This window comes from Streptomyces sp. NPDC048185 (genome assembly GCF_043202495.1).
Taxonomy (GTDB): Bacteria; Actinomycetota; Actinomycetes; order Streptomycetales; family Streptomycetaceae; genus Streptomyces.
The window spans coordinates 18,271-30,385 of record NZ_JBIDAN010000008.1; the positions used below are offsets into that span (position 1 = coordinate 18,271).

The window sequence follows — 12,115 nt, forward strand, 5'->3', positions numbered from 1 at the left end:
GGGCTGTCTCTAGGGTGCGGCAACAACGCAAGATTTCAGAAATCTCTCCGAAACTTTCGGAATCACTCGAGGAGCGCAAGATGGGCGACCCGGCACTGTCCCGCCGCGGCTTCATGGCGGCCTCCGCCGCGGCCGGTCTGGGAATGACGGCACTGAGCGGCTGTGGCGGCGACTCCGAGGGAGGTTCGTCGGGAACGACCACGATCGAGTGGTGGAACATCTCCACCACCCAGCCGACGAAGGACGTCTGGGCAGCGCTGGCGAAACAGTTCGAGGCGCAGAACCCCAAGGTGAAGGTGAAGATCGTCCAGCTGGAGAACGACGCCTACAAGTCCAAGATGACGGCGCTCACCGCCTCCGGGAAGCTGCCCGACATCTTCCACACCTGGGGCGGCGGCGTGCTCGAGCAGCAGGTCCAGGCCGGGCTCGTCGAGGATCTCACCGACCGGACGAAGGAGTGGGCCGACGGCCTGCTGCCGGTCGCCAAGGAGCCGTACCTCATCGACGACAAGGTGTACGGCATCCCGTTCGACATCGGCATGGTCGGCTTCTGGTACAACAAGGCGCTCTTCGCGAAGGCGGGCATCGCCGCGCCGCCGACCACCTGGAGCGGTTTCCTCGACGCCGTCCGCGCGCTGAAGGCCGCGAAGATCACGCCCATCGCCCTGGCCGGCAAGGAGAAGTGGCCCGGGATGTACTACTGGGCGTACCTGGCGATGCGCACCGCCGGGGCCGAGGCCCTGGAGAAGGCCAACGACGACAAGGACTTCACCGGGGACGAGTTCGTCCAGGCCGGACAGCACCTCCAGGAGCTGGCGGACCTCCAGCCCTTCCAGAAGGGCTTCCTCGGCGCCGCCTACTCCACCCCCAGCGGCCAGGCCGCGGCCGTCGGCAACGGCAAGGCCGCGATGGAACTGATGGGCCAGTGGGCCCCCGTCGTGGAGGCCGACGCGGGCAAGGGCCTCGGCAAGGACCTCGGCTTCTTCCCGTTCCCGGCGGTCGAGGGCGGCAAGGGCGCGATCACCGAGGTGTTCGGCGGCGGCGGCGCGCACGCGCTGCGCCAGGGCGCCCCGCAGGAGGCGTACGACTTCCTGAAGTTCTTCGCCTCGGCCGCCACCGACCGCGAACTGGTCAAGAAGACCGGCGTCCTCCCCGTGGTCCCGGCCGCCGAGGACGCCCTGGCCGACCCCAACCTCCAGGCCGTGCAGAAGCAGCTCAAGGGGACCACCGGCTTCCAGCTCTACCTCGACCAGGCCTACGCGCCCGCCCTCGGGCAGGAGATCAACGACAGCGTCGCCGCGCTCGTCGCCGGCTCCAAGTCGCCGCAACAGGTCGCCGAGTCGGTCACGAAGACCGCGAAGGAAGAGCAGTAGGCCGCGATGACGTCCACGTTCCTGCCGGACAAGCGGACCGGCCCCGACGCCGACCGCCCGCCCCCGCCCGCCGACGCGGCCCGGGGCCGGGCCCGGCGCCGTACGCGCCACTGGCTGACCGCGGTCGGCTTCCAGGTGCCCGCGCTGGTGCTGTTCATCGTCCTGGTGCTGCTGCCCATCCTGTTCGCGCTGTACGCCGCCTTCTTCCGCTGGGGCGGCTTCGGGATGCCTTCGGAGTACATCGGCACCGAGAACTTCACCCGCGCGTTCGACGACCCGGTCTTCCTCGGCGACCTCTGGCGCTGCCTGCTCCTGGTCGTGCTCTCCCTGGCGCTGCAACTGCCGTTCGCGCTCGCCATGGCGGTGCTGCTGAACCAGAGGATGCGCGGCCGGGCGGTGTACCGGATGCTCTTCTTCGCGCCGTACGTGCTCTCCGAGGCCATCACCGGCGTGCTGTTCTCCATGATCTTCGCCCCCGGCGACGGCCTGGCCGACCACATCCTGGGCGGCGTCGGGCTGGAAGGAATCGGCGGTGAGTGGTTCGCCGACCCGTCGATGGTCATGGCGACCCTCTTCCTGGCGATGACCTGGAAGTACTTCGGCTTCCACATGATGCTCTACCTGGCCGGGCTCCAGTCGATCCCCAAGGAGCTGAACGAGGCGGCGCTCATCGACGGTGCGAACGCCTGGCAGCGCTTCCGCGGCGTCACCCTGCCGCTGCTCGCGCCCACCCTGCGGATCAGCGTCTTCCTGTCGGTCATCGGCGCCATCCAGCTCTTCGACCTGGTGTGGGTGATCACCCAGGGCGGTCCCGACCACCACTCCGAGACCATGGCCGTGACCATGTTCCAGTTCGGCTTCAAGCGCTACCAGGTCGGCTACGCCAGCGCGATCAGCGTGGTCATGTTCGGCATCAGCCTCGTCTTCGCCCTCGCCTACCAGCGGTTCGTGCTCCGGCGCGACCTGGAGGGGGCCACCACGACCATGCGAGGAGGCGGGAAGTGACCACCCGTTCCAAGTCCCGTGCGAGGCGGGTCCTTCCCGTGCACGCCGTCCTGATCGTCGCCGGCGCCGTGATGGCCGTACCGCTGCTGTACGCGGTGCTGTCGGGCTTCAAGTCCACCGACCAGCTCTCCAGGAACCCCGTCGGGCTGCCCGACCCGTGGGTGACCTCCAACTACACCGACATCCTGGGGTCGGTCTCCTTCTGGCGGCTGGTCGGCAGCAGCACGCTGATCGCGGTGGCGACCACCGTCCTCGTGGTCGTGGTGTCCGCGCTGGCCGCGTTCTCCTTCGCCCGGTTCGCCTTCCGCGGGCGGGAGTTGCTGTTCACCCTGTTCACCATGGGGCTGATGTTCCCCTTCGCGGTCGCCGCCCTGCCGCTGTTCCTGCTGCTGCGCTCCCTGGGTCTGCTGGACAACCCGCTGGGCGTCATCCTGCCGCAGGCGGCCTTCGGGCTGCCCATGACCATCATCATCCTGCGCGGCTTCTTCCGGGAGATCCCCGGGGAGCTGGAGGAGGCGGCCACGCTCGACGGCTGCGGTCCGCTCGGCTTCTTCTGGCGGGTGCTCCTGCCCATGGCCCGGCCCGCGCTCGGCACCGTCTCGGTCCTGGCGGTGGTCACCAGCTGGAACAACTTCTTCCTGCCGCTGCTGGTGTTCACCGACTCCACGTGGTGGACGATCCCGATCGGCGTCCAGCAGTTCCAGGGGCAGTACTCGGCCGACACGGCCCGTGTCTTCGCCTACCTGGTCCTGGCGATGGTGCCGGCCCTCGCCTTCTACTCCGTGGCCGAGCGCCAGCTCGTCGGCGGCCTGACCGCGGGCGCCACGAAGGGATGACCCGCGCCGCGGACGCCACGCGTCACACCCGCAACCGAACGTGAGGAGTCGCAGTATGCGTACGTCCCGTACGACCGTCCGCTCCCGTACCCGGCTCAGACTCGCCGGCGCGCTGGCCGTCGCGCTGGTCGCGGCCGGCGTCGCCACCGGGCCCGCGGCCCGGGCCGGCGAGGAGCGGCACGGCAAGGACCGCAGCACCCTCGCCGACCTGGCCCAGCGGCACGGCCGGTACTTCGGCAGCGCCACCGACAACCCCGAACTCACCGACGGCCCCTACACCGCGCTGCTGAGCCGGGAATTCGACCAGATCACGCCCGGCAACGGCATGAAGTGGTACGCCACCGAGCCGCAGCAGGGCGTCTTCGACTGGTCGGCGGGCGACGAGATCGTCGGCCTCGCCCGTGCCGGCCACCAGAAGGTGCGCGGCCACACCCTGGTCTGGCACAGCCAGCTGCCGGGCTGGATCACGGACCGCGACTGGACGGCGGACGAGCTCAGGGCCGTGCTGAAGAAGCACGTCCAGACGGAGGTGCGGCACTACCGGGGCAAGGTCTTCGCCTGGGACGTCGTCAACGAGGCCTTCAACGAGGACGGCACCTACCGGGAGACCGTCTTCTACAAGACCCTCGGTCCCGGTTACATCGCCGACGCGCTGCGCTGGGCCCACCAGGCCGACCCGCACGTCAGGCTCTACCTGAACGACTACAACATCGAGGCCGTCGGCCCGAAGAGCGACGCCTACCTGCGGCTCGCGAAGGAGCTGAGGGCCGAGGGCGTGCCGCTGCACGGCATCGGCCTGCAGACCCACCTGGCCCTGCAGTACGGCTATCCGACGACCCTGGAGGAGAACCTCCGCCGCTTCGCCCGGCTGGGCCTCGACACCGCCCTGACCGAGGTCGACGTCCGCATGGAACTCCCCGCGGACGAGGCGAAGCTCGCCACGCAGGCCGACTGGTACCGGCAGCTCACCGAGGACTGCCTCGCCGTGCGGCGGTGCGTGGGCATCACGCTGTGGGACTACACGGACAAGTACTCGTGGATCCCGGCGGTCTTCGAGGGCGAGGGCGCGGCCCTGCCCTGGGACGAGCGCCTGCGTCCGAAGCCGGCCTACCACGCGATCAGGGAGGCGCTCGGCGGGATGTGAGCGCCCCGCACACGCGAGGGCCGGCCCGCGAGCATCCGCGGGCCGGCCCCGGAGTGCCGGGCGGTGCGGTGCCGTACCGCCCGGCGGGTGCTCAGGCGGCGGTCATCAGCCCGGCGCCGACCGGACGGTGCGGGGCGATGACCCTGCCGTCCGGCAGCAGCTCACCGGTGTCCTCGAAGAGGACGACGCCATTGCACAGCAGGCTCCACCCCTGCTCCGGATGGTGCGCCACCAGACGGGCGGATTCCCGGTCGGCGGAGTCGGCTGGAGGACACGGTGGCTGGTGCTGACACATGAGTGGGGTCTCTCGGTCCGTCGTGATGGGTGAGTGCGCTGTCTTGTCTGTCCCGCGGCATGAAACGTCGTCCATGGCCGCCCCCCGTTGCTGAGTCGGTCCGATCCCAGTGTTGCCCCACGGGCGTCGATCCGCAGGTATTTCGCAGCACCGCTTCTCACAGGTTGGAGACGCGTCACCCGCGCGGACGGTTCATCGCAACTGCACTGTCACTTCGGGTGGTTCACCATGGCCGGATGGAACTAGTCCGCCCCGGCACGGACGGTCAGGCGGGGGAGCGCAGCAGCCGCGTCGGCGTCACCCGGTGGGTCAGCACCGGGAGCAACTCGGCCACCCGGTGCGGCCGGTGGGCCGCGATACCGGGCGGCGCCGGCGCGAGCGGCACGAGGAGATCGGTGTCGGCGGGGTGCCCCTCGGCCGGGTCCGCGGCGCAGTCCCCGTGCAGCCACAGCGTGAGCATGTAGAGGCCGGGCACCGACAGCAGACGCGCCTGGTAGGGCTGCGGCAGCGTCTCCGCCTGGCGCAGCGCCCGCTCGGTCGAGGCGATGTACGGGCCCTCGAAGAAGCGGGAGAAGGCCCACCCGTCCGGGGTCGGCATGGTTTCCGCCGCCGCCACCGCCCGGTCGCCGGAGCGGATCAGGAACCGCCAGCCGGTCAGCCGGGTGGCCGTCACGCCCTCGGCGGAGACCCCGTCCAGGACGTGCACGGGCAGTGGCAGCTCGGGGGTGGTGGGCCCCTGGGCGCCGAGCAGGGACGGGGTCCGGGCCTCGCGGACCGCGGTGGGGGACGAGAGAGCGGTCAGGACGGAGCGCAGGGCGGGCGCGGGAGCCGGGGGGACATGCAGCGGCATGGTGGGTCGCCTCTCATTCGAAGGCACGGTGGCGCGAGGGCGGTGCGTGACAGGGCGGGCGGAGCGTGCGGGGCGGACGACGCTGTCAGCTCACGGGGTGGAGAGGCAGGGGCCGGGGTCCGGGAACCGAGAAGTGGAGTGAGGCCTGCCGTGCGTCAGCTCGGCGGCAGGATCCATCGACCGTGGACGCCGGTCTTCTGCCTTGTTCGCGGAGTTTATACGACACGTGTTCAGACTGTGTTTCATCTAGCCGTTCGTGGCAAGCAGAACAAGGGCACTCTCGGTCGTCGAAATGCGGGAATCCTCCGGATTTCGCGGCCGGTGTGCCGGGCTGACCTCGGGGAATGTTCACCGAGCGGTCGGCCAATTCTCGTCGGCGTTTTTCACGAGTTGCCGGGCCCCGAAACTGCGGGATGCGCCATGCCTGGTGAATGTGCCACCGGTCACATCGCCTCAGCGTAGCGGGTGCCGGGGCCGTGCGGGGACGTTATCGATCGCTTCGGCTGGGCATCATCCACCCTGACCGGCACACCGGCGGCCGGATCTTCAACCCACTGCTCCGAGAAGGGACTCTTCCATGGGGGAGAAGGTCGTGGCAGGTCAGTTCGACCTGTCCGATCGCCAGCGCTACCGCGACAAGCTCCAGCGGTGCCTGACGGGCCTGGAGCGACTGCTGGCGGAGAAGCGGTTCGACCGTCCGAAGAACCTGATGGGGCTGGAGATCGAATTGAATCTCGTCGGTGCCGACGGGATGCCGAAAATGCTGAATGCGCAGGTCCTCGAGCGCATCGCGAGCCGCGACTTCCAGACCGAACTCGCCATGTTCAACCTGGAGGTCAACATCGCACCACACCGATTGGGCGGCCGGGTTTTCGACCGCCTCGCCGAGGAGATTCGCACGTCACTGGCGTATGCGGACCGGAAAGCCGGCGAGGTCGACGCGGGAATCGCGATGATCGGGATCCTCCCGACCCTGGACCGGGACGACCTGGTCTCCTCCAACCTCTCGGCCGTCGACCGCTACGCCCTGCTCAACGAACAGATCGTGGCGGCCCGCGGCGAGGACTTCACGCTCGACATCGACGGCGTCGAGCGCCTCACCTGCACGTCCAAGTCCATCGCCCCGGAAGCCGCCTGCACCTCGGTGCAGCTGCACCTGCAGGTCACCCCGGACCGTTTCGCCGACGTGTGGAACGCGGCCCAGGCGGTCACCGCCGCACAGATCGCCCTGGGTGCCAACGCGCCCTTCCTCTTCGGCCGCGAGCTGTGGCGCGAGTCGCGGCCCCCGCTGTTCCAGCAGTCGACCGACACCCGCCCGCCCGAGCTCCAGGCCCAGGGGGTGCGTCCGCGCACCTGGTTCGGGGAACGGTGGGTGACCTCGGCGTACGACCTGTTCGAGGAGAACCGGCGCTACTTCCCGGCGCTGCTGCCGATCTGCGACGACGAGGACCCGCTGGAGGTCCTGGACGCGGGCGGCGTGCCCAAGCTCGCGGAACTCGTCCTGCACAACGGCACGGTCTACCGCTGGAACCGCCCCGTCTACGACATCGCCGACGGCGTCCCGCACCTGCGGGTGGAGAACCGCGTCCTGCCCGCCGGGCCGACCGTCACCGACGTCATCGCCAACGCGGCCTTCTACTACGGCGTCGTCCGCGCGCTCGCCGAAGAACCCCGGCCCGTGTGGACCCGGCTGCCGTTCGAGGCCGCCGCCGCCAACTTCGAGGCCGCGTGCCGCCACGGCATCGACGCCCGCTTCGAGTGGCCCCGGCGCGGCAGGCTCGGCGGCACCGCCGAGGTCGACGCCGCCGTCCTCGTGCGCGACGAACTGCTGCCGCTGGCCGAGGCCGGGCTCGACGCGTGGGGCGTGGAGCCCGCCGACCGTGACCTGTACCTCGGGGTGATCGAGGAGCGGTGCCGGCGCCGGGTCAACGGCGCGTCCTGGCAGGCGGACACGTTCCACCGGGCGCTGGAGGCGGGTCTCTCCCGGGACGCGGCGCTGGCCGCGACGACCAGGCGCTACGTCGAGCTCATGCACCAGGGTGATCCCGTGCACCTGTGGCCGGTGGGCCTGCCGGAGCCGGCGCCGCTGGGCTGACCGGCACCGGGCCCGCCCCCCGCCGCGCGCCGCCCCATACTGATCGGGCAAGCTGTGACGTCCCAGCTGGAGGCAGGTGTGCATGGCGGAGGCGGGCCCGGTGGACGATGCGTACCCTCAGCGGCCACTCGACGAGGAACCCCCTCGCGAGGGGCGGCTCGCGCGGCGGATCCTGCGTGACGAGACGCTGCTCGTCCTGGCGCTGTCGCTCGGCGCGAGCGGGGTGTCCGCACTCATCAGCTTCATCGGCTCCCTCACCAGGCCCGGCGGGCTCAAGGACCAAGCCGCCACCCTGAACGCCTCGGCCGCGCCCGGCCGCCCCTGGCTGGACCTGGCCTGGCAGCTCTTCGGGATCACCACCGCGCTGGTCCCGGTCGCCCTGGTCGCGCACTTCCTGCTCCGCGAGGGACGCAGCCTGCGCACCCTGGGCTTCGACCGCTCCCGCCCGTGGCCCGACCTGGGGCGCGGAGCCGCCGTCGCCGCCGTCATCGGCAGTACCGGCATCGCCTTCTACCTGGCCGCCCGAGGCCTCGGCTTCAACCTGACCGTGGTGCCCGAGGCGCTGCCCGAGGTGTGGTGGAAGTACCCCGTGCTCGTCCTGTCGGCGGTGCAGAACGCGGTGCTGGAGGAGGTCATCGTCGTCGGCTACCTGCTGCGCCGGCTCGACCAGCTGGGCTGGAGCCGGAACGCCTCGATGGCGGCCAGTTCGGTGCTGCGCGGGTCGTACCACCTCTACCAGGGCATCGGCGGCTTCGTCGGCAACATGGTGATGGGCGTGGTGTTCGTGTACCTGTACCGCCGCTGGGGCCGGGTCGGTCCGCTGGTGGTCGCGCACTCGCTGCTCGACATCGGGGCCTTCGTGGGCTACGCGCTGCTGGCCGGGAAGGTCGGCTGGCTGCCCACCGCCTGACGGGGGCCCGGGAGCCTGCCGGGCCCCCGTCACGCGGGTCCTAAGCCAGCAACTCGCCCTCGATCACCGTCACCGCGCGCCCGCTCAGCAGCGTGCGGTCGCCGCGCAGCTCCGTGCGGACGCGGCCGGAGCGGGGTGAGGCCTGCAGCCCGGTGAGGTCGGGGCGGCCCAGGCGCTCGGCCCAGTAGGGCGCGAGAGCCGTGTGCGCGCTGCCGGTGACGGGGTCCTCGTCGATGCCGACGTTCGGGAAGAAGCAGCGGGACACGTAGTCGTAGCCGCGGGCGGGGTCCTCCGCGCGGGCCGTGGCGATGACGCCGCGCCGCGAGTGGGCCGCCAGGGCCTTGTGGTCCGGGGCCAGTCCTCGGACGGTCTTCTCGTCGGCGACCTCGACCAGCAGGTCACCGACGTCGGGACCGGTGTCGAGGACCGCACGCGGCTGTGCGCCCAGCGCTTCGGCGACGCCCGCGGGGGCCGCGAGCGGGGTGAGCGGAGCGGTCGGGAAATCCAGGGTGATCGAGCCGTCCTCGCGGGGCGTGGCGATCAGGACACCGCTGCGGGTGGCGAACCGCACCGGGCCCTCGTGGGCCCCCGTGGTGTGCAGGACGTGGGCCGTGGCCAGCGTCGCGTGGCCGCACATCGCGACCTCGGTGGCGGGCGTGAACCAGCGCAGCGCCCAGTCGGCCTCGCCGCCCGCGGGCAGTGGGTGGGCGAACGCGGTCTCGGCGTGGTTGACCTCCAGGGCGACCTTCTGGAGCCGGTCGTCCTCCGGGAAGGCGTCGAGGAGCAGTACCCCGGCGGGGTTGCCGGCGAAGGGCCGGTCGGTGAAGGCGTCGACGATCCGTATGCGCATGCGGCTGAGGCTAGGTGCCGGGGAAAGCCGCAGGCCAAGGCCAATCCGTGAGTTCTGGCCCGAGTTCCGGTGTGCCGCCCTGTCGGCAGGGCCTTGTCGGCGAACAGTTTCCGATATATCTTTGAAGCATCGCGACTGATCAACGACTGAATGGAGTGATGGCGATGCACACCCACGGACACGAGCGTGGACACGGTGGACGCGGACGGGGCGAGGGCGGTCCCTTCGGCCCCTTCGGACCCGGTGGCTTCGACGGCCGGCGCGCGGCGTTCGGTCCCTTCGGGCCGGGCGGCCCCGGCGGTCCCGGAGGCCCCTTCGGGCCGGGCTTCGGCCATGGAGGGCCCTGGGGCGGCCGAGGACGGGGCGGACCCAGGGGGAGGGCACGTCGCGGCGACGTACGCGCGTCGATCCTCGCCCTGCTCAAGGAGCGTCCGATGCACGGCTACGAGATGATCCAGGAGATCGCCGAACGCAGCGGCGGGGCGTGGAAGCCCAGTCCGGGTTCGGTGTACCCCACCCTCCAGCTGCTGGAGGACGAGGGTCTGATCGTCAGCGAGAGCGAGGGCGGCAAGAAGCTCTTCGCGCTCACCGAGGCGGGCCGCACCGCGGCCGAGGAAGGCCCCGAGGCGCCCTGGGAGGAAGCCTCCCGCGGCGTCGACTGGGAAGCGCTGAACGACATCCGGCAGGCCGGCTTCGGTCTCATGGAGGCCTTCGGCCAGGTCTGGAAGACCGGCAGCAAGGAACAGCGGGAGAAGGCGCTCGCCGTCATCGGTGACGCCCGCAAGAAGCTGTACCTGATCCTCGCCGACGAGGACTGACCGGTACGACACGGCGAGGGCGCCCCGCGGAGCGTTCCGCGGGGCGCCCTCGCCGTGCGCGCCGCACCCGGCCACCAGGACGGCACGCCCGGGGCCGCACCCGCGGACGCGTGGCAAGGCGGCGCGCGGCCGGAGGGGAGGAACGGCGTGATCTCATCCGTAAGGAGGAGATTCCGGCTCGCCGGGTCCACTCTGTGTGGGACGCCGAAATGCTCCCCTTCGGGGATGCCCCGCGCCAAAGGGGCTGATGTGCTGGGTGACGTGCAACCCCGTATCCCCCGGCAGTCGGCCGGTGAGCAAGGCGACCGGCGCCCGGACGGCGCCGACGCCGACGCCCGGTTCGGCGCGGAACTGACGCAGGTCGTCTCCGGCGCCCGCCGCAGGGCGGTGCGGGACGGGGACCGTCAGATCGACACGGCCCACCTGCTGCACTCGCTCCTGGAGCACGACCCCGAGGCGCGCGCCGTCCTCGGCGAGGGGCCGCGGCTCGCCCGCCTGCTCGGCTACCTCGTGCAGCGCAGCATCGGCTACGGCCTGCGCTGGCAGAGCTCCGTCGAGGACTCCGGCGCCGTGCCGGTGGTGCCCGGCGCCGCCGGGTTCTCGCCGGTGGCCGCGGCGGCCATGGAGGACGCCCGCGCCCGCGCCGCCCGGCGGGGAGCGGACGAGGCGTGCGGCATCGACCTGCTCGCCGCCCTCGTCGCGGATCCGCAGGCCCGGGCCGTCGAGGTGCTCGGCCGGGCCGCCGTCGATCCCCGTACGGTCCTCGCCCGGGTGGAGAACCGCTTCGAGGCGACGCCCTGACCCCACGACCCGGGCCGCGCCGGATGTCCAGCCGGTGAGACAGGTGTCATCGGGGGTGACGGTCATGTCGTCCCCTGTCATCATGTGCCGGTGCACACGACTGACAGCCCTCGCGGCAGCCATGGGAAGGGCGCCGGGCTCGGACTCGCGCTCGTCTCGGCGGTCGCCTTCGGAGGTTCCGGTGTCGCGGCCAAGCCGCTGATCGAGGCGGGCCTCGACCCGCTCCACGTGGTCTGGCTGCGGGTGGCCGGCGCCGCCCTGGTCATGCTGCCGCTCGCCGTGCGCCACCGCGCGCTGCTGCGCCGCCGCCCTGGGCTGCTGGCCGGCTTCGGCCTCTTCGCCGTCGCGGGCGTGCAGGCCTGCTACTTCGCCGCGCTCTCCCGGATCCCCGTCGGCGTCGCCCTGCTCGTCGAGTACCTGGCACCCGCCCTGGTCCTCGGCTGGGTGCGGTTCGTGCAGCGCCGGCCGGTGACGCGGGCGGCCGCGCTCGGCGTTCTCCTCGCGGTCGGCGGGCTCGCCTGCGTCGTGGAGGTCTGGTCCGGCCTCGGCTTCGACGCCCTCGGCCTGCTGCTCGCGCTGGGCGCGGCCTGCTGCCAGGTCGGCTACTTCGTCCTGTCCGACCAGGGCAGCGACGCGGGCGACGACGCGCCCGACCCGCTGGGCGTCATCGCGTACGGGCTGCTCGTCGGGGCCGCCGTGCTCACCGTGATCGCCCGCCCCTGGACCATGGACTGGTCCGTCCTCGCGGACACCGCGCCGATGAACGGCACCCCCGTCGCCGCCGCCCTGCTGCTGGCCTGGATCGTCCTCGTCGCCACGGTCCTCGCCTACGTCACCGGCGTGCTCTCCGTGCGCCGCCTCTCGCCGCAGGTCGCGGGCGTCGTGGCGTGCCTCGAGGCGGTCATCGCGACCGTCCTGGCCTGGGTCCTGCTCGGCGAACACCTCTCGGCGCCGCAGATCGCCGGGGGTGCGGTGGTCCTCGTGGGCGCCTTCATCGCCCAGTCCTCGGCGCCCGCGAAGGGCTCCGCGGGCCCGGTGGCCAGCGGCGGGCCCGAAAGGGAGTTGTCCAGCCGGGGGACGGCGACCTAGAGTGCCGATCATGCACGCCACCGCACTCGTCCTCCCGCCTCCGGCCGCC

General features: G+C 71.6%; 12 protein-coding genes. 9 read left to right on the plus strand and 3 right to left on the minus strand.

Translation table 11 applies throughout. The annotated features are described in order from the left end of the window. Positions 1–80: 80 nt before the first annotated feature. Genes ACGF3H_RS23205 through ACGF3H_RS23220 form a run of 4 tightly spaced genes read left to right on the plus strand, consistent with a single transcriptional unit; the run spans position 81 to position 4,358 of the window. A complete protein-coding gene (locus ACGF3H_RS23205; protein ID WP_362487817.1) occupies positions 81–1,373 on the plus strand; it encodes an extracellular solute-binding protein in 1,293 nt (430 codons plus the stop codon). A 6-nt stretch (positions 1,374–1,379) separates the two neighbouring features. After that, positions 1,380–2,378, plus strand: coding sequence for a sugar ABC transporter permease (locus tag ACGF3H_RS23210; RefSeq protein WP_362487814.1), 999 nt, complete (start codon positions 1,380–1,382; stop codon positions 2,376–2,378). Further along, positions 2,375–3,214, plus strand: a complete 840-nt coding sequence (locus tag ACGF3H_RS23215; RefSeq protein ID WP_362487811.1) for a carbohydrate ABC transporter permease — start codon at positions 2,375–2,377, stop codon at positions 3,212–3,214. Before ACGF3H_RS23210 ends, ACGF3H_RS23215 begins: the two co-directional genes overlap by 4 nt. Positions 3,215–3,269: 55 nt before the next feature. Next, a complete protein-coding gene (locus ACGF3H_RS23220; protein WP_362487808.1) occupies positions 3,270–4,358 on the plus strand; it encodes an endo-1,4-beta-xylanase in 1,089 nt (362 codons plus the stop codon). Positions 4,359–4,449: 91 nt separating this feature from the next. Here the strand turns inward: ACGF3H_RS23220 and ACGF3H_RS23225 are convergent, their stop codons facing one another. Together ACGF3H_RS23225 and ACGF3H_RS23230 are read right to left on the minus strand one after the other, a co-directional pair. Next, entirely contained in the window at positions 4,450–4,653 is a 204-nt protein-coding gene (locus ACGF3H_RS23225; RefSeq protein ID WP_362487805.1) for a DUF5999 family protein, read from the minus strand. A gap of 265 nt (positions 4,654–4,918) precedes the next feature. Then, positions 4,919–5,503: a hypothetical protein gene (locus ACGF3H_RS23230; protein ID WP_362487803.1), complete on the minus strand. Its 585-nt coding sequence runs from the start codon at positions 5,501–5,503 to the stop codon at positions 4,919–4,921. 577 nt (positions 5,504–6,080) lie between these two features. Between ACGF3H_RS23230 and ACGF3H_RS23235 the strand changes: the two genes are divergently transcribed. Both ACGF3H_RS23235 and ACGF3H_RS23240 read left to right on the plus strand, forming a co-directional pair. Further along, entirely contained in the window at positions 6,081–7,598 is a 1,518-nt protein-coding gene (locus ACGF3H_RS23235; RefSeq protein ID WP_362487800.1) for a glutamate--cysteine ligase, read from the plus strand. Between the two features lie 82 nt (positions 7,599–7,680). After that, complete coding sequence (locus ACGF3H_RS23240; RefSeq protein WP_362487797.1) at positions 7,681–8,508, plus strand: type II CAAX endopeptidase family protein; 828 nt, start codon at positions 7,681–7,683, stop codon at positions 8,506–8,508. A 40-nt stretch (positions 8,509–8,548) separates the two neighbouring features. Here the strand turns inward: ACGF3H_RS23240 and ACGF3H_RS23245 are convergent, their stop codons facing one another. Further along, positions 8,549–9,358: a PhzF family phenazine biosynthesis protein gene (locus ACGF3H_RS23245; protein ID WP_362487794.1), complete on the minus strand. Its 810-nt coding sequence runs from the start codon at positions 9,356–9,358 to the stop codon at positions 8,549–8,551. Between the two features lie 164 nt (positions 9,359–9,522). On the opposite strand from ACGF3H_RS23245, the gene ACGF3H_RS23250 reads away from it, so the two are divergent. The 3 genes from ACGF3H_RS23250 (at position 9,523) to ACGF3H_RS23260 (ending at position 12,066) form a co-directional block, all read left to right on the plus strand. Beyond that, the gene (locus ACGF3H_RS23250; RefSeq protein ID WP_362487791.1) at positions 9,523–10,176 is read left to right on the plus strand and encodes a PadR family transcriptional regulator; all 654 of its coding nucleotides are present in this window, start codon (positions 9,523–9,525) and stop codon (positions 10,174–10,176) included. 261 nt (positions 10,177–10,437) lie between these two features. After that, on the plus strand, positions 10,438–10,977 hold the full coding sequence (locus tag ACGF3H_RS23255) for a Clp protease N-terminal domain-containing protein (RefSeq protein ID WP_362487788.1): 540 nt from the start codon (positions 10,438–10,440) through the stop codon (positions 10,975–10,977). 84 nt (positions 10,978–11,061) lie between these two features. Then, positions 11,062–12,066 carry an EamA family transporter gene (locus ACGF3H_RS23260; RefSeq protein WP_362487785.1) on the plus strand — a complete coding sequence of 335 codons (1,005 nt, stop codon included), beginning with the start codon at positions 11,062–11,064 and terminating at the stop codon, positions 12,064–12,066. The last annotated feature ends 49 nt before the right edge of the window (positions 12,067–12,115 follow it).